Source organism: Pedococcus sp. P2_D9, assembly GCF_056404275.1.
Map to the genome: position 1 here is coordinate 82,781 of NZ_JBFUEI010000002.1, position 20,076 is coordinate 102,856.

General features: G+C 67.3%; 13 protein-coding genes. All 13 read right to left on the minus strand.

The window, feature by feature from the left end; all coding sequences use genetic code 11:
• Positions 1-103: 103 nt before the first annotated feature.
• On the minus strand, positions 104-2,221 hold the full coding sequence (gene fusA / locus AC1DXJ_RS03185; protein ID WP_477613521.1) for an elongation factor G: 2,118 nt from the start codon (positions 2,219-2,221) through the stop codon (positions 104-106).
• Positions 2,222-2,341: 120 nt separating this feature from the next.
• The gene (gene rpsG / locus AC1DXJ_RS03190; protein WP_056915473.1) at positions 2,342-2,812 is read right to left on the minus strand and encodes a 30S ribosomal protein S7; all 471 of its coding nucleotides are present in this window, start codon (positions 2,810-2,812) and stop codon (positions 2,342-2,344) included.
• The gene (gene rpsL, locus AC1DXJ_RS03195; protein WP_056883290.1) at positions 2,812-3,186 is read right to left on the minus strand and encodes a 30S ribosomal protein S12; all 375 of its coding nucleotides are present in this window, start codon (positions 3,184-3,186) and stop codon (positions 2,812-2,814) included. The genes rpsG and rpsL overlap by 1 nt, the downstream gene beginning before the upstream one ends.
• 566 nt (positions 3,187-3,752) lie before the next feature.
• A complete protein-coding gene (locus tag AC1DXJ_RS03200; protein WP_477613522.1) occupies positions 3,753-7,631 on the minus strand; it encodes a DNA-directed RNA polymerase subunit beta' in 3,879 nt (1,292 codons plus the stop codon).
• A 105-nt stretch (positions 7,632-7,736) separates the two neighbouring features.
• Entirely contained in the window at positions 7,737-11,213 is a 3,477-nt protein-coding gene (gene rpoB / locus AC1DXJ_RS03205) for a DNA-directed RNA polymerase subunit beta (protein ID WP_477613523.1), read from the minus strand.
• A 446-nt stretch (positions 11,214-11,659) separates the two neighbouring features.
• The gene (locus tag AC1DXJ_RS03210; RefSeq protein WP_477613524.1) at positions 11,660-12,319 is read right to left on the minus strand and encodes a hypothetical protein; all 660 of its coding nucleotides are present in this window, start codon (positions 12,317-12,319) and stop codon (positions 11,660-11,662) included.
• A 7-nt stretch (positions 12,320-12,326) separates the two neighbouring features.
• On the minus strand, positions 12,327-12,929 hold the full coding sequence (locus AC1DXJ_RS03215) for a hypothetical protein (RefSeq protein WP_477613525.1): 603 nt from the start codon (positions 12,927-12,929) through the stop codon (positions 12,327-12,329).
• Positions 12,926-14,197 (minus strand): MCE family protein, encoded by a 1,272-nt coding sequence (locus AC1DXJ_RS03220; RefSeq protein WP_477613526.1) that lies wholly within the window; start codon positions 14,195-14,197, stop codon positions 12,926-12,928. Before AC1DXJ_RS03220 ends, AC1DXJ_RS03215 begins: the two co-directional genes overlap by 4 nt.
• Entirely contained in the window at positions 14,194-15,471 is a 1,278-nt protein-coding gene (locus AC1DXJ_RS03225) for an MCE family protein (RefSeq protein ID WP_477613527.1), read from the minus strand. The genes AC1DXJ_RS03220 and AC1DXJ_RS03225 overlap by 4 nt, the downstream gene beginning before the upstream one ends.
• Positions 15,468-16,742, minus strand: coding sequence for an MCE family protein (locus AC1DXJ_RS03230; RefSeq protein ID WP_477613528.1), 1,275 nt, complete (start codon positions 16,740-16,742; stop codon positions 15,468-15,470). The genes AC1DXJ_RS03225 and AC1DXJ_RS03230 overlap by 4 nt, the downstream gene beginning before the upstream one ends.
• On the minus strand, positions 16,742-17,713 hold the full coding sequence (locus tag AC1DXJ_RS03235) for an MCE family protein (RefSeq protein WP_477613529.1): 972 nt from the start codon (positions 17,711-17,713) through the stop codon (positions 16,742-16,744). Before AC1DXJ_RS03235 ends, AC1DXJ_RS03230 begins: the two co-directional genes overlap by 1 nt.
• On the minus strand, positions 17,710-18,759 hold the full coding sequence (locus AC1DXJ_RS03240; protein WP_477613530.1) for an MCE family protein: 1,050 nt from the start codon (positions 18,757-18,759) through the stop codon (positions 17,710-17,712). Before AC1DXJ_RS03240 ends, AC1DXJ_RS03235 begins: the two co-directional genes overlap by 4 nt.
• Positions 18,756-20,075 (minus strand): MCE family protein, encoded by a 1,320-nt coding sequence (locus AC1DXJ_RS03245; protein WP_477613531.1) that lies wholly within the window; start codon positions 20,073-20,075, stop codon positions 18,756-18,758. The genes AC1DXJ_RS03240 and AC1DXJ_RS03245 overlap by 4 nt, the downstream gene beginning before the upstream one ends.
• Between the last annotated feature and the right edge of the window lies 1 nt (position 20,076).

The window sequence follows — 20,076 nt, forward strand, 5'->3', positions numbered from 1 at the left end:
CTTCTTGGTGAAACGCCTTTTGCCCAGATGGGACGTGGCGCGGATTGGGGGTTGTGGAGCTCTGGTGGTTCGTTGCGTGGAGTGCGACCGGTAATGCTACCGGTCACTCACCACGCGTCTTCTTGATGATCTCCTCGGCAACAGCCTTGGGGACCTCGGCGTAGGAGTCAAACTCCATCGAGTAGTTCGCCCGACCCTGGGTCTTGGACCGCAGGTCACCGACGTAGCCGAACATCTCCGACAGGGGGACCAGGCCGCGGACGACCTTGGCACCACTGATGTCCTCCATGGCCTGGATCTGGCCACGGCGGGAGTTGATGTCACCGATGACGTCGCCCATGTAGTCCTCGGGCGTACGCACCTCGACGGCCATCATCGGCTCGAGGAGCACGGGGTCGGCCTTGCGGACGGCCTCCTTGAGCGCCATGGAACCGGCGATCTTGAACGCCATCTCGGAGGAGTCGACGTCGTGGTAGGCGCCATCGAGCAGCGTCGCCTTGATGCCGACCAGCGGGTAGCCGGCGAGCACGCCGTACTGCATGGCGTCCTGGATGCCGGCGTCGACCGACGGGATGTACTCGCGCGGAACGCGGCCACCGGTGACCTTGTTCACGAACTCGTACATCTCGCCCGACTCGGCGGTGTCGAGGGGCTCGATGCTGATCTGGATCTTGGCGAACTGGCCGGAGCCACCCGTCTGCTTCTTGTGGGTGAAGTCGAGCTTCTCCACGGTGCGACGGATCGTCTCGCGGTAGGCCACCTGCGGCTTGCCGACGTTGGCCTCGACCTTGAACTCGCGCTTCATGCGGTCCACGAGGATGTCCAGGTGGAGCTCGCCCATGCCGGCGATGATCGTCTGGCCGGTCTCCTCGTCGTGGTGGACCTGGAAGGTCGGGTCCTCGGCGGAGAGCTTCTGGATGGCCGTGGAGAGCTTCTCCTGGTCACCCTTGGTCTTGGGCTCGATGGCCACCTGGATGACCGGGTCCGGGAACGTCATCGACTCGAGCACGATCTGCTCATTCGGGTCGCTCAACGTGTCACCGGTGGTGGTGTCCTTGAGGCCGATCGCCGCGTAGATGTGACCCGCGAGGGCCTCCTCCACGGGGTTCTCCTTGTTGGCGTGCATCTGGAAGAGCTTGCCGATGCGCTCCTTGCGGCCCTTGGTCGTGTTGACGACCGCGGAGCCGGCGGAGATCTGGCCGGAGTAGACCCGGATGAAGGTCAGCGTGCCGAAGAACGGGTGCGTGGCGACCTTGAACGCCAGCGCCGAGAACGGCTCGCTCGTGTCGGGCTTGCGCGTCATCTCGATCTCCTCGTGGTTCGGCTTGTGGCCGACCATCGGGGGGACGTCGAGCGGCGAAGGCAGGTAGTCGACGACGGCGTCGAGCATCGGCTGCACACCGCGGTTCTTGAAGGCAGAGCCGCACAGGATCGGGTAGAGCTCGGAGTTGACCGTGAGCTTGCGGATGGCGCCCTTGATCTCCTCGGGCGTCAGCTCCTCGCCACCGAGGTACTTCTCCATGAGGACGTCGTCGGACTCGGCAACGCGCTCGACGAGGGCGTGGCGGTACTCCTCGACCTTCTCGAGCATGTCGGCCGGGATCTCCTGGATCTCGTACTTGGCACCCATGGTGACGTCACCCTTGGAGTCACCGGGCCACACGAGGGCACGACGGTAGATGAGGTCGACGACGCCGACGAACTCGCTCTCGGAGCCGATCGGCAGCTGGAGCACGAGGGGCTCCGCGCCGAGGCGGTCCTTGATGGTGTCGACGGTGAAGTAGAAGTCCGCGCCGAGCTTGTCCATCTTGTTGACGAACGCGATGCGGGGGACGTCGTACTTGTCGGCCTGACGCCACACGGTCTCGGACTGGGGCTCGACGCCCTCCTTGCCGTCGAACACGGCGACGGCACCGTCGAGGACGCGCAGCGAGCGCTCCACCTCGACCGTGAAGTCCACGTGACCGGGGGTGTCGATGATGTTGATCTGGGTGCCCTCCCAGAAGGAGGTCACGGCGGCAGACGTGATCGTGATGCCGCGCTCCTTCTCCTGCTCCATCCAGTCGGTCGTCGACGCACCGTCGTGGGTCTCACCGATCTTGTGGTTGACACCGGTGTAGAAGAGGATGCGCTCAGTCGTCGTCGTCTTGCCGGCGTCGATGTGCGCCATGATCCCGATGTTGCGGACCTTGGTCAGGTCCGTCAGGACGTCGAGTGCCAATGTGATCGTCTCATCTCGCTCGTTAGAAAAAGTTCGTTGTGGTGCGTGGGGGCGGGGCCTCGACCACGCACCTCCGGTATGCCGCGGGCGKGTGTTGCGCCCGCGGCATACCGGACGCTGTTACCAGCGGTAGTGCGCGAAGGCCTTGTTGGACTCGGCCATCTTGTGGGTGTCCTCACGACGCTTCACCGCGGCACCGAGGCCGTTGGACGCGTCGAGGATCTCGTTCATGAGGCGCTCGGTCATGGTCTTCTCACGACGCTGACGCGAGTAGCCGACCATCCAGCGCAGGGCCAGGGTGGTCGCGCGGTTGGGCTTGACCTCGATCGGCACCTGGTAGGTGGCGCCACCGACACGGCGGGACTTGACCTCGAGCGTCGGACGGATGTTGTCCAGCGCGCGCTTGAGGGTCACGACGGGGTCGGAGCCGGTCTTCTCCTTGACGCCCTCGAGGGCGCCGTAGACGATCGTCTCGGCGATGGACTTCTTGCCATCGAGGAGGATCTTGTTGACCAGCTGGGTCACCAACGGGGAGTTGTGGACCGGGTCGACGACGAGGGGGCGCTTGGGCGCGGGTCCCTTGCGAGGCATTACTTCTTCTCCATCTTCGCGCCGTAACGGGAGCGGGCCTGCTTGCGGTTCTTGACACCCTGGGTGTCGAGCGAGCCGCGGACGATCTTGTAACGCACGCCGGGGAGGTCCTTCACACGACCACCACGCACGAGCACGATCGAGTGCTCCTGCAGGTTGTGGCCGACGCCCGGGATGTAGGCCGTGACCTCGATGCCGCTGGTGAGGCGCACGCGGGCGACCTTCCGCAGGGCAGAGTTCGGCTTCTTGGGGGTGGTGGTGTACACACGCGTGCACACACCACGGCGCTGGGGCGAGCCCTTGAGGGCAGGAGTCTTGGTCTTGGTGACCTTGTCCTGACGCCCCTTGCGCACAAGCTGGTTGATCGTAGGCAACCTGTTCTCCGTACGTAGTTGATGTTCTGTGTCGTCGGGCTGCGTCTCGCAACCCTCGGGCACTCCTTGGTGTGGTGCCTCGCCCGACCCCCGCACTCGGGTGTGTCGTGCTTGGCGCTCTCCCCTGCACCCTCCACGCGCGACCCAGTGCGGATCGATTGCGGAGTGCCCGGCGAGAGGGGTGCTGGTCCAGCGGCCGACATCTTGCTGTCTGGTCGGCACCGACTCCAGCGCATGACTGAGGCAGACCTCAGACACAGTGTTCAAAGATACCGCCTGCGTGGTGGCGGTCCAAATCGGTTACACCAAGCGCCGCCGGCCCGACGTGCTGCGACTTGGTGCGGGCAGATCGTCACCGGACCCCCGAATCGCCGCCTCGGTGACCACCAGCCGGCACCAAGTCGCCGAGGTGCCGACTTGGTGCGCGCAGATCGTCACGGGACCACCGAATCGCCGGCTCGGTGACCACCAGCGGGCAACAAGTCGCGCACCGACAATGCGAAAGGGCGGGTATGCCGCGTGGTGACCACGCGGCATACCCGCCCTCAGCGGGCGGAGCCGGAGGCTCAGTCCAGGCCGAGCTCGGCGTCGTCGAGGCGGATGGCCTCGCCGGAGCCGGGACCGAACACCGGGTAGTCGTACTCGTAGCTGGGCATCGAGTACATCGCAGCCTTGGCCTCTTCCGTGGCCTCGACCTTGACGTTCCGGTAGCGCGGGAGACCCGTGCCGGCCGGGATGAGCTTTCCGAGGATGACGTTCTCCTTCAGACCCAGCAAYGGGTCCGACTTGGCGTTCATCGCGGCCTCGGTCAGCACGCGGGTCGTCTCCTGGAAGGAGGCGGCCGAGAGCCAGGAGTCCGTGGCCAGCGACGCCTTGGTGATACCCATGAGCTCGGGGCGACCCGAGGCCGGGCGGCCACCTTCGGCGACGACGCGACGGTTCTCGGTCTCGAACCGACCACGCTCGGCCAGCTCACCGGGGAGCAGGTCGGCATCGGCGGACTCGATGATCGTGATCCGGCGCAGCATCTGGCGGACGATGACCTCGATGTGCTTGTCGTGGATCGACACACCCTGCTGGCGGTAGACGTGCTGCACCTCGTCGACGAGGTGCATCTGGACCGCCCGCGGGCCGAGGATGCGAAGGACCTGCTTGGGGTCGATCGAACCCTGCGTCATGCGGTGGCCGACCTCGACATGGTCGCCGTCGGCGATCAGCAGACGCGCGCGCTTGCTCACCGGGTAGGCGTGCTCCTCGGAGCCGTCGTCCGGGGTGAGCATGATGCGACGGGTCTTGTCGGTGTCCTCGATGCTGACCCGACCGGACGCCTCGGCGATCGGGGCCACACCCTTGGGGGTGCGGGCCTCGAACAGCTCGACGACACGGGGCAGACCCTGCGTGATGTCGTCACCAGCCACACCACCGGTGTGGAAGGTACGCATCGTCAGCTGGGTGCCGGGCTCACCGATGGACTGGGCCGCGATGATGCCGACGGCCTCGCCGATGTCCACGAGCTTGCCGGTCGCGAGTGACCGGCCGTAGCAGGCGGCGCAGGTGCCGACGTGGGACTCACAGGTGAGCACCGACCGGACCTTGACCTGCTCGACGCCGGCGGCGACGAGCGCGTCGATGACGACGTCACCGAGGTCGATACCGGCCTCGGCCAGGACGGAACCGTCCTTCTCGACGTCGGCGGCGAGCGTGCGGGCGTAGACCGAGGTCTCCACGTCGTCGTGCTCGACCAGGGCGCCGGAGGTGGTCTTCTGCGCGATCGGCATGGTCAGGCCACGCTCGGTCCCACAGTCGTCCTCGCGGATGATGACGTCCTGCGAGACGTCCACCAGGCGACGGGTCAGGTAACCCGAGTCGGCGGTACGAAGCGCGGTGTCGGCAAGACCCTTACGGGAACCGTGCGTGGAGATGAAGAACTCGAGCACGGACAGGCCCTCGCGGAAGTTCGCGCGGATCGGTCGCGGGATGATGTCGCCCTTCGGGTTGGACACCAGACCACGCATACCGGCGATCTGCCGCAGCTGCATCCAGTTACCACGCGCACCCGAGGACACCATCTTGTAGATGGTGTTGGTCTTCGGGAGGTTGGCCTCCATCTCCTTGGCGACCTCGTTGGTGGCCTGGGTCCAGATCTCGATGAGCTCCTGACGGCGCTCGTCGTCCGTGATCAGACCACGCTCGTACTGCACCTGGACCTTGGTGGCCTTGACCTCGTAGCCCTCGAGGATCTCGAGCTTGCGCGGCGGGGTCACGACGTCGGAGATGGCCACCGTGGTGCCCGAGCGGGTCGCCCAGTGGAAGCCGTACTCCTTGAGCGCGTCGAGGCTCGCAGCGACCTGCACCTTGGTGTAGCGCTCGGCCAGGTCGTTGACGATGGTCGACAGACGCTTCTTGTCGACGACCGCGTCCACGAACGGGTAGTCCACCGGCAGCGTCTGGTTGAACAGCGCGCGACCGAGGCTGGTCTCGATGGTGAGCGAGGCCACCTGGCCCTGCTCGTTGACCTCGGTGCCCTCGGCGAGCTCCGTGCCCGGGATCGGGACGACGTCGAGCAGGCGGATCTTGACGATGCTGCCGAGCTCGAGCTCGCCGGCGTCGAACGCCATGCGGGCCTCGGAGACCGACGAGAACGCGCGGCCGGAGCCCTTGCCGTTCTCCACCTCGGACGTGAGGTGGTAGAGCCCGATGATCATGTCCTGGGTGGGCATGGTCACCGGACGGCCGTCGGCCGGCTTGAGGATGTTGTTGCTCGAGAGCATGAGGATGCGGGCCTCGGCCTGCGCCTCGGTGCTCAGGGGCACGTGCACAGCCATCTGGTCACCGTCGAAGTCGGCGTTGAAGGCCGAGCAGACGAGCGGGTGGATCTGGATGGCCTTGCCCTCGACGAGCTGAGGCTCGAAGGCCTGGATGCCGAGGCGGTGCAGGGTGGGCGCGCGGTTGAGGAGCACGGGGTGCTCCGTGATGACCTCTTCGAGGACGTCCCACACGACCGGACGGGCGCGCTCGACCATGCGCTTGGCCGACTTGATGTTCTGCGCGTGGTCGAGGTCGACCAGGCGCTTCATCACGAACGGCTTGAACAGCTCGAGGGCCATCTGCTTGGGCAGACCGCACTGGTGCAGCTTGAGCTGCGGGCCGACGACGATGACCGAACGGCCGGAGTAGTCGACGCGCTTGCCGAGCAGGTTCTGGCGGAASCGGCCCTGCTTGCCCTTGAGCATGTCGGACAGCGACTTGAGCGGACGGTTGCCGGGACCCGTGACCGGGCGACCACGACGGCCGTTGTCGAAGAGGCTGTCGACAGCCTCCTGGAGCATCCGCTTCTCGTTGTTGACGATGATCTCCGGCGCACCGAGGTCGAGCAGACGCTTGAGCCGGTTGTTGCGGTTGATCACGCGACGGTAGAGGTCGTTGAGGTCGGAGGTCGCGAAGCGGCCACCGTCGAGCTGCACCATCGGGCGCAGGTCCGGCGGGATGACCGGGACGGCGTCCAGGACCATGCCGGACGGCTTGTTCGTCGTGGCCTGGAAGGCGGTGACGACCTTGAGCCGCTTGAGGGCACGGGTCTTCTTCTGGCCCTTGCCGGTGGCGATGATCTCGCGTAGCAGCTCGGACTCGGCCTGGAGGTCGAAGTCCTGCAGGCGCTTCTGGATCGCGGCGGCGCCCATGCCACCCTCGAAGTACAGACCGAAGCGGTCACGCATCTCGCGGTAGAGGATCTCGTCGCCCTCGAGGTCCTGGACCTTGAGGTTCTTGAACCGGTCCCAGACCTGCTCGATGCGCTCGATCTGCATGTCGGCGCGCTTGCGGATCTGGTTCATCTCGCGCTCGGCGGACTCGCGCACCTTGCGGCGGGCGTCAGCCTTGGCACCCTCGGCCTCGAGCTCGGCGATGTCGGACTCGAGCCGCTTGGCCCGGGTGTCGACCTCGGAGTCACGCTTGTTCTCGTACTCCTTCTTCTCCACCTCGATCTGGGCCTCGAGCGAGGGCAGGTCCTTGTGGCGCTGCTCCTCGTCGACCGAGGTGATCATGTAGGCCGCGAAGTAGATGACCTTCTCGAGGTCCTTCGGGGCGAGGTCGAGCAGGTAGCCCAGGCGCGACGGGACGCCCTTGAAGTACCAGATGTGGGTGACGGGGGCGGCGAGCTCGATGTGGCCCATCCGCTCACGACGCACCTTGGCACGAGTGACCTCGACGCCGCAGCGCTCACAGATGATGCCCTTGAAGCGGACCCGCTTGTACTTGCCGCAGTTGCACTCCCAGTCCCGGGTGGGGCCGAAGATGCGCTCGCAGAACAGGCCCTCCTTCTCAGGCTTGAGGGTGCGGTAGTTGATCGTCTCGGGCTTCTTCACCTCGCCGTGGCTCCACTGACGGATGTCGTCAGCAGTGGCCAGGCCGATGCGCAGTTCGTCAAAGAAGTTGACGTCGAGCACGTGGTTCCTTCTTCCGTGTCTCTAGCTAAAACTCAAAGGGTGGGTCGTGAGGAGGGCTGGTATGCCGCGTGCCCGCCCAGGGCGTCCACGCGGCATACCCGCGCCTTAGACCTCTTCGACCGAACTGGGCTCGCGCCGGGACAGGTCGATGCCGAGCTCCTCCGCCGCGCGGAAGACGTCCTCGTCGGACTCCTTCAGCTCGATGGAGGTGCCCTCGCTGTTGAGCACCTCGACGTTCAGGCACAGCGACTGCATCTCCTTGATGAGCACCTTGAAGGACTCGGGGATGCCGGGCTCCGGGATGTTGTCGCCCTTGACGATCGCCTCGTAGACCTTCACGCGGCCCTGGACGTCGTCGGACTTGATCGTGAGCAGCTCCTGCAGCGCGTAGGCCGCGCCGTAGGCCTCGAGTGCCCACACCTCCATCTCACCGAAGCGCTGGCCACCGAACTGAGCCTTACCACCCAGCGGCTGCTGCGTGATCATGCTGTAGGGGCCGGTGCTGCGGGCGTGGATCTTGTCGTCCACGAGGTGGTGCAGCTTGAGGATGTACATGTAGCCCACGGACACCGGCTCGGGGAACGGCTCGCCGGAGCGACCGTCGAAGAGCCGGGACTTGCCGGAGCCGTCGATGAGCCGCACGTCGTCGCGGGTCTTGGTCGTGGAGTCCAGCAGACCCACGATCTCGTCCTCGCGCACACCGTCGAACACCGGCGAGGCGACACGGGTGCCGGCCGGGGCCGAGCGCGCGTCCTCGGGGATGAGCTTGGCCCAGTCCGGGTTGCCCGCGATCTCCCAACCGCGGGAGGCGGCCCAGCCGAGGTGCAGCTCGAGGATCTGGCCGACGTTCATACGACCGGGGACACCGAGCGGGTTGAGCACGACGTCCACAGGGGTGCCGTCCTCGAGGAACGGCATGTCCTCGACGGGCAGGATCTTGGAGATGACGCCCTTGTTGCCGTGACGGCCGGCGAGCTTGTCTCCATCGGTGATCTTGCGCTTGTTGGCGACGTAGACGCGGACGAGCTGGTTGACGCCCGGGGGCAGGTCGTCGCCTTCGTCCTTGTCGAACACCTTGACGCCGATGACCGTGCCGGTCTCGCCGTGGGGCACCTTGAGCGACGTGTCGCGGACCTCGCGAGCCTTCTCACCGAAGATGGCGCGCAGCAGGCGCTCCTCCGGCGTCAGCTCGGTCTCACCCTTGGGCGTGACCTTGCCGACGAGCAGGTCGCCGTCGCGGACCTCGGCGCCGATGCGGATGATGCCGCGCTCGTCGAGGTCGGCCAGGACCTCCTCGGAGACGTTCGGGATGTCCCGGGTGATCTCCTCGGGGCCGAGCTTGGTGTCGCGGGCGTCGACCTCGTGCTCCTCGATGTGGATCGAGGAGAGGACGTCGTCCTGCACCAGACGCTGGCTGAGGATGATCGCGTCCTCGTAGTTGTGGCCCTCCCACGGCATGAACGCCACGAGCAGGTTGCGGCCCAGGGCCATCTCGCCACCGTCGGTCGCGGGACCGTCGGCGATGACGCCGCCGGCCTCGACCCGGTCGCCCTCGTTGACGACGACGACCTGGTTGTAGGACGTGCCCTGGTTGGAGCGCGCGAACTTGGCGATCCGGTAGGTGCGCGTCGAGCCGTCGTCACCTGCGACGGTGACGAGGTCGGCGGACACCTCGGTGACCACACCAGCGGTCTCGGCCCGGACGACGTCGCCCGAGTCGAGGGCGGCGCGGTACTCCATGCCGGTGCCGACCAGCGGAGCCTCGGACTTGACCAGCGGCACCGCCTGGCGCTGCATGTTGGAACCCATGAGCGCACGGTTGGCGTCGTCGTGCTCGAGGAACGGGATCAGCGCGGTCGCGGCCGACACCATCTGGCGCGGGGAGACGTCCATGTAGTCGACGTCGGCACCGGGGATGTAGTCGATCTCGCCGCCCTTGGTGCGCACCAGGACGCGGTCCTCGGTGAACAGGCCCTCGGCGTTGATGACGGCGTTGGCCTGCGCGATGACGTGGCGGTCCTCCTCGTCGGCGGACAGGTAGTCCACCTTGTCGGTGACCTTGCCCTTGACGACCTTGCGGTAGGGCGTCTCGATGAACCCGAACGGGTTGATCCGACCGTAGGACGCGAGCGAGCCGATCAGGCCGATGTTCGGGCCCTCAGGGGTCTCGATCGGGCACATGCGGCCGTAGTGCGACGGGTGGACGTCACGGACCTCCATGCCGGCGCGGTCGCGGGACAGACCACCCGGGCCGAGGGCCGACAGACGCCGCTTGTGCGTCAGGCCCGCGAGCGGGTTGTTCTGGTCCATGAACTGCGACAGCTGGGAGGTGCCGAAGAACTCCTTGATCGACGCCACCACGGGGCGGATGTTGATCAGGGTCTGCGGGGTGATCGCCTCGACGTCCTGCGTGGTCATGCGCTCGCGGACGACGCGCTCCATGCGGGACAGCCCGGTGCGGACCTGGTTCTGGATGAGCTCGCCCACGTTGCGCAGACGACGGTTGCCGAAGTGGTCGATGTCGTCGACCTCGACCGGCACCTCGTCGCCGTTCTTGCCGGCGAGCGTCGACTCACCGGCGTGCAGCGAGACGATGTACTTGATCGTGGCGACGATGTCGTCGACGGACAGGACCGAGGCGCTGAGCTCGGCGGCGACGCCCAGCTTGCGGTCGATCTTGTAGCGGCCGACCTTGGCCAGGTCGTAGCGCTTGGGGTTGAAGTAGAGGTTGTCCAGCAGGGTCTGGGCAGCCTCGCGGGTCGGCGGTTCGCCCGGGCGCAGCTTGCGGTAGATGTCGAGCAGCGCGTCGTCCTGGCCGGCCGTGTGGTCCTTCTCCAGGGTGAGGCGCATCGACTCGAACTCGCCGAACTCCTCGAGGATGTCGGCCTCGGTCATGCCCAGGGCCTTGAGGAGGACGGTGACCGACTGCTTGCGCTTGCGGTCGACGCGGACGCCCACCATGTCGCGCTTGTCGATCTCGAACTCCAGCCAGGCACCACGGCTCGGGATGACCTTGGCGGTGTAGATGTCCTTGTCGGACGTCTTGTCGGGCGTGCGCTCGAAGTAGACGCCCGGGCTGCGGACCAGCTGGGAGACGACGACACGCTCGGTGCCGTTGATCACGAAGGTGCCGCGCTCGGTCATGAGCGGGAAGTCACCCATGAAGACCGTCTGGCTCTTGATCTCGCCAGTCGTGGTGTTCATGAACTCCGCGGTGACGAACAGGGGCGCGGAGTAGGTCTGGTCGCGCTCCTTGCAGTCCTCGATGGAGTACTTGACCTCCTCGAAGCGGTGGTCGCGGAACGACAGCGACATGGAGCCGCTGAAGTCCTCGATCGGGGAGATCTCTTCGAAGATCTCCTCGAGGCCGGAGCGATCCGGCACATCCCCACGGCCGGCGGCCTTGGCCTCTGCGACACGGGCCTGCCAGCGCTCGTTACCGAGCAGCCAGTCGAAGCTTTCCGTTTGCAGCGCCAGGAGGTCGGGGACCTCGAGGGGTTCGCGGATCTTTGCGAAGGACAGACGGCCTGAAACCGTCCGTGCGGTGGACACAGTCTGAGTCGCGTTGCGCGAGGCAGCCAAGGAGGGGTCCTTCCACGGGCCTTGTCTTAAATCTGATGGTTCGAAACCGGTGCAGCGCTGACCGCCGGTGCCGACCACGCAGGAGACAGGGCCAGGAATTCGTGCCGCAGGGCACGACGAAAGGCTGAGGTCTGAGGCGGGATCGAAGAAAGAGGGCAGCGCAAAGGAAGAGCATACACGAAAGAGGGCAGCCTCGTCCAACCGTGTCCAGCGGGCTCACGCCACGACCGTTGACGGGGGTCAGGCCCGGGCCACAAGCCACGGGCTGATCCGACGCAGACGAGGATGACGCGCGAAACCCCCTACGTCAAGACATTCGCCCCGTGTGGCGCCGAACGACCTGCGGCGACGCACCCGAAGGGGGGATGCATCGCCGCAGGTCAGGAGGATCCGGGAGGCGTCCGGGAGGCGTCGCCGCGCCGGATCTCCGAAGGGGTGGTAGGCCCTTAGAAGGCTTCGACCTTGCTGATCAGCCAGCGGTCGCCGACCTGGGTCATCGTCGCGATGACCCGGTTCTGGTCGACCACGGGGTCCTGCTGGTCGGTGCCGATGCGGGCCTGGTTGACGAACGCCAGCACCTTGACGGTCGTGGGCGAGGAGCTCATCACCCCGACGTCGGACACCTTGGCCTGCACGACGGTCTGGTTCTTGACCGCGAGCGGCTTGATGTCCTTGTCCATGGCGGCTGTGAACTCGCCCTTGAACGACCCGGTGAGCAGGCCCTCGATCTGTGCCGACTGCGCGTCGATGGTCTTGTAGCTGTAGCTGAGCATCTGCTCGATCGAGGTGCGGGCCTGGCTGGCCGCCGCCCGGTTGGTGGCGGCCTGGGCGCCGGCGTCGCGCAGGCTGACGCCCACGACGGTCCCGAGCACGGCCAGCACGGCGACGAGGGCCACGAGCGGAGCGATCCAGCGTCGCCGGCCGTCGGCCGCAGGCCGTGACGACGTCCAGGTATGCCGCGTGGGCAGCTTCGGGAGCCGGGGCCAGCTCCGCGTGGGGCTCGTCTGGTCACCTGCCCCCGGCGCGCCTGCGCCAGGGTCGACGAGGGGCTGCTGGGGGGCGCGTGCCCGGGACCGCTCTCCGGCCACCCGGGGGCGGGCCTTCACCTTGGTATCAACCGACGAACTCAAGGTTCTCCACCTTCCACTCGTCGCCGACCAGGCGCAGGTCGAGCCGCATCCGGTAGGTCTTGGTCTCGCCGTTCGGAACGGCGGTGTTCTTGGTCGGGGCGACCACGCCCACGAGCGCGACGGCGGAGTCCTTGTCACCGGAGACCAGGGCGGCCTCGGTGCGCTGCACCGAGGAGACCGTCTTGTTGGCGACGAGGACCTTGCTGAGCTGGTCGGCCGAGGTCGAGTAGCTCTTGAGGAAGTCCCCCGTGGCGCCGGCCTTCACCCGGGCCATGTCCGCGTCGACCTTGGTGTAGTCGACCGTGACGAAGTTGATGGCCAGCTGCTTGGCCGCTGCCACGGCGTCGGCGTTGGCCGCCGACGTCTGCCGCGCGGCATACCAGTCGCGTCCGCGGGTGGCCCCGAGCGCGAGGCTCGCGATCAGCGCGATGGCGACCACGACCCACACCATGGTCGGGGTGATGCGTAGAGCCCTGGCCCGGTCACGGGCTGTCTGGTGATCTGTGTCGGCAGCGAGCGCGTCGGGGGGTGACACGTCCTCGTCCGCCTCCACCGCCCTCCCGGCGTGGGTGGTGATCGTGCTCATCGAGCAGCCTCCTTCATGATCCACAACCACGAGGCGTCGCCGCTCTCGGCCCCCGAGGGAGGCAGTGGCACCGATACCTGTGGTGTTGTCAGGCTCAACGAGGCAGCCATGCCCGGGGATACGGGCTGGTTGCCGAAAGCGAACGGGACGGTGGAGTTCGTGCTCGAGTGCGGACCCGGGGCGTTCTGGGCGCCGCGAACGCTGGCCGCCGACCCGCGGGGGGCTGTGCAGCGTGCCGAGGTGTTCGCCTTGGTGTTGCTGGTCTGGTTGGGCGTGCGCCGCACCGTGCCCTGGTAGCCCTGCGTGCAGACCGGCGGGTCGTGCGCCATGGCCAGTCCGAAGTGGGCGGTGCCGTCGCCGGGGACGACCGTGAAGCCGCCGGCCACGACATCGGGGTAGGTGACGAGGAGCTGCTGGATCCCGTCGACCCGTGCCGTGGTCACCTGGCCGACGGTGATCAGGTTGGCCAGCAGCGCGGCGAGGTTGCCCTGGTTGTCCCTGATCAGGGACTCGAGCTCCTTGGACGCGACGACGCCGCGGTCGAGGATCAGGCGCAGGTCGCCGTCAGAGGCCTTGAGGGTCTCGGACAGGTCCGCGAAGTTCTTGGCGAAGACCTTGATGTCGCCCGAGGTCTCGCGCTGCGTGTCGAGCACGATGCGGCCGTCGTCGATCAGCTTGACCGTCTCGGGCAGCGCCTCCGTGGCCGACCTCGTCAGCTTGTCACCGCTGTCGATCAGTCGCTGGAGGTCCTGTCCCCCGTCGGCGAACCCCTTGCCGAGCTCGTCGACCACGGTGCGCAGGTCCTGCTTGTCGACCGAGTTGACGGTCCCGTCGAGGTCGAGCAGCAGCGTGTCGACCCGCAGCGGGAAGACCGTGTCCTTGCGCGGGATGGTGTCGCCGTTCCTCAGCGAGGCGCCCTTGTCGGTGCGCGGCTGGAAGTCGAGGTACTGCTCGCCGACCGCGGAGCGGTTCTCCACGACGACCTTGGTGTCCTTCGGAATCACTACTCCCCGTTGGATTTTCGCGTCGACGATCACACCGTCCCTGGACAGCTTCAGGTTGTCGACCCGGCCGACGGTGACGCCGCGGTAGGTGACCTCGGAGCCGACGAAGATGCCGCCGGACTGCTCGAAGTCGGCCGCGACGTGGTACTGACCACCGGCCACCTGGTCGTAGAGCCCGACGTAGCGGGCCGAGAGGACCGAGACGGTGACGAGGGTGATCAGCAGGAACGCGAACAGCTGGACCTGCACCGAGCGGCGGATCATGCGGCACCTCCGTAGAGCGAGCGCCACGAACCGTCCGAGCCCGACGAGCCGGACTGCTGGTCGCGGGCACCGACGCAGATCACGCCCGGGACGCACGCGCCCGAGGTCGAGCTGCCGCCCGGGGTGATCGGCACACTCGGGATGCTGGGCGTCGGCAGCGGCAGGCTGGGCAGCCCGGTGGGCCCGCCCGTCGGGCCGCCGGGGGGCGGAGTCGTCGGGATCCCCAGGTTGCCGGCGAGGTGCGCGAAGTTGAGGTCCAGGTCGGCGGACATGTTGGTGTAGTCGCCCTTCATGGCCCCGGTCGTCGCGTCCGAGAAGGGGTAGGTCAGCAGCAGCTGCAGCGACTTCGGCAGGTTGTCCCCGGCCTTGGTGAGCTGGGCCAGGATCGGCGCGAGGGCCTGGAGGTTGGCGGCGGTGTCGGCCTTGCTCTGCTGGATGACCTGGGTCCCGACCGCCCCGAGCCTGCTGAGCGCCTGGAGCATCTGCACGAGCTGCTGGCGCTGGTCGGCGAGCACCTCGAGGCCCTTGGGCAGCGCCTCGAGGGCCCTGCCGATGTCCTCCTTCTGGGCTGCGAGCTTGGCGGCGAGCGCGTCGATGTTGTCGATGGCGCGGACGATCTCGGACTTCTGGCTGTCGAGGCCGCCGATGAAGGTGTCGAGCTGCTTGATGACGTCCTTGATCTGCGCCTGGTTGCCCCGCGCGGCGTTGTTGAGCTCGGTCTCGATGACCTTGAGCTGGGCGACGCCACCACCGTTGAGCAGCAGCGACATCGCGCTGAGCACCTCCTCGACCTCCGGGTTGCGGCCGGTGCGGGCGAGCGGGATGTTGTCGCCGTCGCCGAGCCGGCCCTCGGGGGCCGCACCGGTCGGCGCGGACAGCTGGACGTACTTCTCCCCCAGCAGCGAGGTCTGCTTGAGCTCCGCCACGGCGTTGTCGGGCAGCTTGACGTTCTTGGGCAGGCGCAGCGTCACCCGAGCCGTCCAGCCGTTGAGCTCGATCTTCTCCACCGAGCCCACCGTCACCTGGTCGACCTTGACCGACGACTGCGGGACGAGGTCGAGGACGTCGGCGAACTCGGCCGTCACGCGGAAGATGTCACCGCGGTTGGCTGCTCCGCCGGGCAGCGGCAGGTCGAAGGCGCCCTGGCAGCCGGTGACGCCGAGGAGGACGGCGCCCACGACGAGCCCGGACACGGCGCGCCGGCCACGCGGCATACCCGTGGTCCGTGGCTTGGTGGTCTGTGGCTTGGTGGTCTGTGGCTGGTGGTCGTTCATCGGGTCCCTCCCAGCAGGCCGCCCAGGGTCGGGTCCGCACCGCGCATCGTCACGACGGCCCCGCCCTGGCCGGGGGTGGTCGCGGGCGATCCCGACGACGCTCCGGCCTGGGCCTGCGGCACGGCGGACAGGAGGTTGACCGGCAGTTTCACGCCTTGTCCCGCGAGCTGGTCGAGCAGCGACTGGATCGGCTTGAGGGCCCCGCTGACGGTCTTGCACAGCGAAGCCGGCTGACCGCCCTGGACGATGAGGGAGCACAGCATGTTCTGCACGGTGAGGTTCTCGTTCACGTTGGCCCGGGTGTCGAGCGTGCCGGTGTCGGGGTTGTAGGCGTTCTGCAGGTTGCTGATCGCCACCGGGGCGTTCGTGAGGGTCTCGGCCAGGGCATCCCGCTGCTTGGCCACCGTGCCGGTCACCGACGCCAGCTGCTTGAGGTTGGTGGTCAGGCCCGCCCGGTTGTCGTGGACGAACGAGCTGATCTCGCTCAGCGCGACAGCGAGGTTCTTCAGGGCGGCGGCGAGGTCGTCGCGCTCCCCGTCGAGCTGCTGCGAGACGTTGGCGAGGTCGCTGTTGAGCCTGCGGACCTGGCTGTCGTTGGTGGCGAGCATGGTCGTGAAGGTCTGGAGGTTCTTCACGGTGCCGAACAGGTCGTTGCGGCCACCGGACAGAGCCTCGAGCGCCAGGCTGAGGTCGCGGTTCGTGTCGTGCAGCTTCTGGCCCTGTCCGCCGAGGTTCTTGGCGCCGGTGTCGAGCACGTCGGCGAAGGCGCCGTCCTTGTTGGCACCCGTGGGACCGAGGGCCACCAGGAGGTCGTCCAGGCTCGAGGAGATGCGGTCCAGCTCGACGGGAACCGCCGTGCGGTCCAGGCCGATCTGGGCGTTGTCCTTCATCACCGGACCAGCGGTGTATGCCGGGAGCAGCTGCACGTAGCGGTCGCTCACCAAGGAGGGGGCCACCACCGCGGCCTTGGCGTCCGCGGGCACCCGGTACTTGCGGTCGAACTCGAACTTGACCTCGACCTTGTCGCCCTTCGGAGTCACCTCGGTGACCTTGCCGACCTGGACGCCGAGGATGCGCACGTCGGACCCGGGGAACAGGCCGACCGCGCGGCTGAACTCACCGGTCACGTGGATGCTGTCCTGCCGCGGCCAGAAGGCGTACGCGCCGGCGACGAGGGCTACCACGACGAGCGCAGCGACGACCTTGGGGATCAGGCCGAGCCGGGGCGTGGCGGGCAGCGACGGCAGTCGCAGGGCGGGCAGGCGCTTCATCAGTTGCCTCCCGGGGAGACGGGGGTCGTGAGGTTCTGGATGTAGGTGTCGAACCACCGGCCGTTGCCGAGGACGTTGGCGAAGAGCCGCGTGAACGGGCCCATCGCGGCGATCGTGTCCCCGAGGTCCTTCTCGTGCTTCTGCAGCACCGCGAGGACCTTGGTCAGCTGGTCGAGGGCGGGCTTGAGCTCCGAGCGGTTGTCCCGGACCAGCCCGGTGAGCTGCTGGGCCATCGCAGAGGTGTTGGTGAACAGCGTGTGGATCGCCTCGCGACGGGCATTGAGCTCGACCATCAGGAGGTCGGCGTTCTTGATGATCGACTCCACGGCCTTGTTGCGCTCGGCGACGGTGCCCGAGACGCTGTTGGCGGAGGCGAGCAACCGCTTGAGCTCGTCGTCGCGCGCGGCGATGGTGTTGGACAACCTGCTGAGGCCGTCCAGAGCCGCCTTGACGTCGGGCGGGCTGTCCTTGAACTCGGTCGCCAGGGTGGTCAGCGACTTCGCCAGCAGGTCGGTGTCGATCTCCTCGGACGTGGTCGCGAGGTCGCTGAACGCGTTGACGATGTCGTAGGACGAGATGGTCCGCTCCAGCGGGATCTCGCTGTCCGCCTTGAGCTGGCCACCACCGGCGGGCTCCAGGGCGAGGAACTTCGAACCCAGCAAGGTCCGCATCCGGATGCTGGCACCGGTCCGGGTGCCGAAGGCTGCCGGTTCGGTGACCTTGAAGTCGACGACCACGTGGTTGCCCGCGAGGTCGACCTTCTCCACCTTGCCGACCTTGACCCCGGCGATCCGCACGTCGTCGCCCTTGATCAGGCCGCCCGCCTCGCTGAACGAAGCGCGGTAGTGGTCGCCGCCCCCGAGGAACGGGATGCTCTGGACGTTGAACGCGAGGAACAGCACCAGCGCGATGGACGCCAGCCCGGCAGCGCCGATCGGGACGGGGTTGCGCTCGCGGAAGGGGGTACTCATGACGAGCACCTCGCTGCGGAGAGCCCAGCCGGCTTGTCGACCGGGATCTTGATGGCCGGGGCACCCTTGGTCGGCGACGGCACGACGATCGTCCCGCTGAAGTCGCACATGTAGAAGTTGAACCAGGAGCCGTAGGTCGCGGTCCGCGTGATCGTGTTGATCTTGCCCGGCGAGGTCGCCAGGAACTTCTCGAAAACGGCGGTGTTCGACGGCTTGTTGAGGTTCGTGGTGAGCGCACGGAGGTTGCTGATGTCCGCCTTGATCGAGGGACGGGTGACCTTCAGCAGGTCGGCAGTCTCCGCCGTCAGGGAGTTGATGTTGGTCAACGAGGCACCGATCGTCGTGCGGTCGGCGGCCAGGCCGGAGATGAAGCGCTGGAGCTGGTCGATCAGCGCCTTGAGGGCGGAGTCGTGGGCATCCACGGTGCCGAGCACCGCATTGAGGTTGGAGATGGTCCGACCGATGACCTCGTCGCGGTCCGCGAGGGTCGAGGTCAGCGAGGCCGTCTTGGACAGCAGCGAGTTGATGTTGCCGCCCTCACCCTGGAGGACGCTGATGATGTTGGCCGACAGCTCGTTGACGTCCTTGGGCGACAGGGCAGCGAACAACGGCTTGAAGCCGTTGAACAAGACCGTGAGGTCCAGCGCGGACTGGGTGTGGTCGAGTCCGATCGTGGCCCCGTCCTTCAGGGGCGTGGCACTGCCGACGTCCTGGGTGAGGGCGATGTAGCGCTCACCGATGAGGTTGCGGTACTTGATGGTCGCCTTGGTCCCTTGCGTGAGGACGCTGGTCTTCAGCACGTTGAACTCGACGTCCGCGTGCACGCGGTCGCTGGCGACCTTGATGGACTTCACCTCACCCACGCGCACGCCGGCGATCCGCACCTCCTGGCCCGGAGCGAGGCCGGTCACGTCGTTGAACATGCCGCGATAGGTCGCCTTGTCACCGAACTGGGTGTTGGAGATGGTGGCCGCGAGGGTGCCCGTGGCGAACAGCGTCGCCGCCACGAAGATCAGGAACTTCACCAGGCTGGATCGGGTGCTCACTGCTGGTTCACCACCGTTCCGCGCAGCATCGGGCCCGCGAGGAGCGTCGTGATGGCTGAGGGGCGACCGTCTCGCGACAGGAGAGCGGCCACGACGGCCTGTTCCTGCTCGGTGCCGGCCAGACCGGAGTCGGCCTCAGCGATGCTCTGCCCCGACAGCCCGGAGAACATCGACGGCAACGCACTGCCCGCCGCCCCCGAGCCCGAGTGGTTGATGCCGTCACTGAAGTGGTTGCCCTTCCAGGGGTTCGCCTGGGTGCCGACGCGGCCCGGCAGGCCCTGGCAGCTCGGGGCACGCCTCTCGCCCCACCGGGGTTCCTCGCCGGGCTTGTAGCCCTGGCGCTGCTGGGTGACCTCGACCGTGATGTGGAAGGTCTTGTCCCGCCAGGCCTGGTCGATCCGCGGCAGCCAGTTGACCATCGCCGTGGCGACACAGGGGTACTGCGGTGAGTACTTCGCCAGCACCTCGACGGTCGGTCGCTGCACCCGACCCACCTGGATGATCCGCTGGCCATTGGCGTCCAGGAAGTCCGCGGTCGTGTTCGCGAAGCCCGCCGTCCCCGCCAGGAAGCCGGCCAGCTCGTCCTTCTTGGCCACGATCGTCGTGCTCGTGGTGATCAACGCCGTCGCCGCGCGGACGAGATCCGGCGCCGCCACGGCATACGTGGAGGCAAGGTCGGCCAGCCCGCTGATGTCCGCCTTGATCACGGGCAGCTTGGGGTTGATCTCCTTGAAGTAGCTGTCGACCAGGACCAGGTTCTGGCCGAGGCGGGTTCCCCGCCCGTCCAGCGCCGACGCCAGCGCGTTCAACGTCATCGCCAGCTTCTCCGGCTGCACGGTGCGCAGCAACGGCAACAGGTCGTCGAAGACCTTCTCGAGCTCGATCGCCACCGAGGTGCGGTCCTGACCGATGGTGTCGCCCTTGGCGATGTGCCGCCCCACGGCACCGGTCGTCGGCGTCACCAGGTCGACGTACCGCTCACCGAACAACGTCTTCGGGAGCAGGCGCGCCGACACGTTGGCCGGGATCAGGTCGACCATCTCCGGCTTCAGGGCCAGCTTGAGCGTCGCGCCGTTGCCGGTGGTCTCGATCGACCGCACCTCACCGACGATCAACCCACGGATCTTGACGTCGGACGCCGTCTGCAGCTGGGACCCGATCCGGTCGGTCATCAGGTTGACCATCACCACGGGGGTGAACCGCTTCTGGAACGACGCCACCGACAGACCGATGAGCAGGCCCACGATGACGATGAAGCCGACCCCGTAGGCACGGTTGCCCAGGCGTGACATGAAACCGCTCGATGAGTCAGCCATG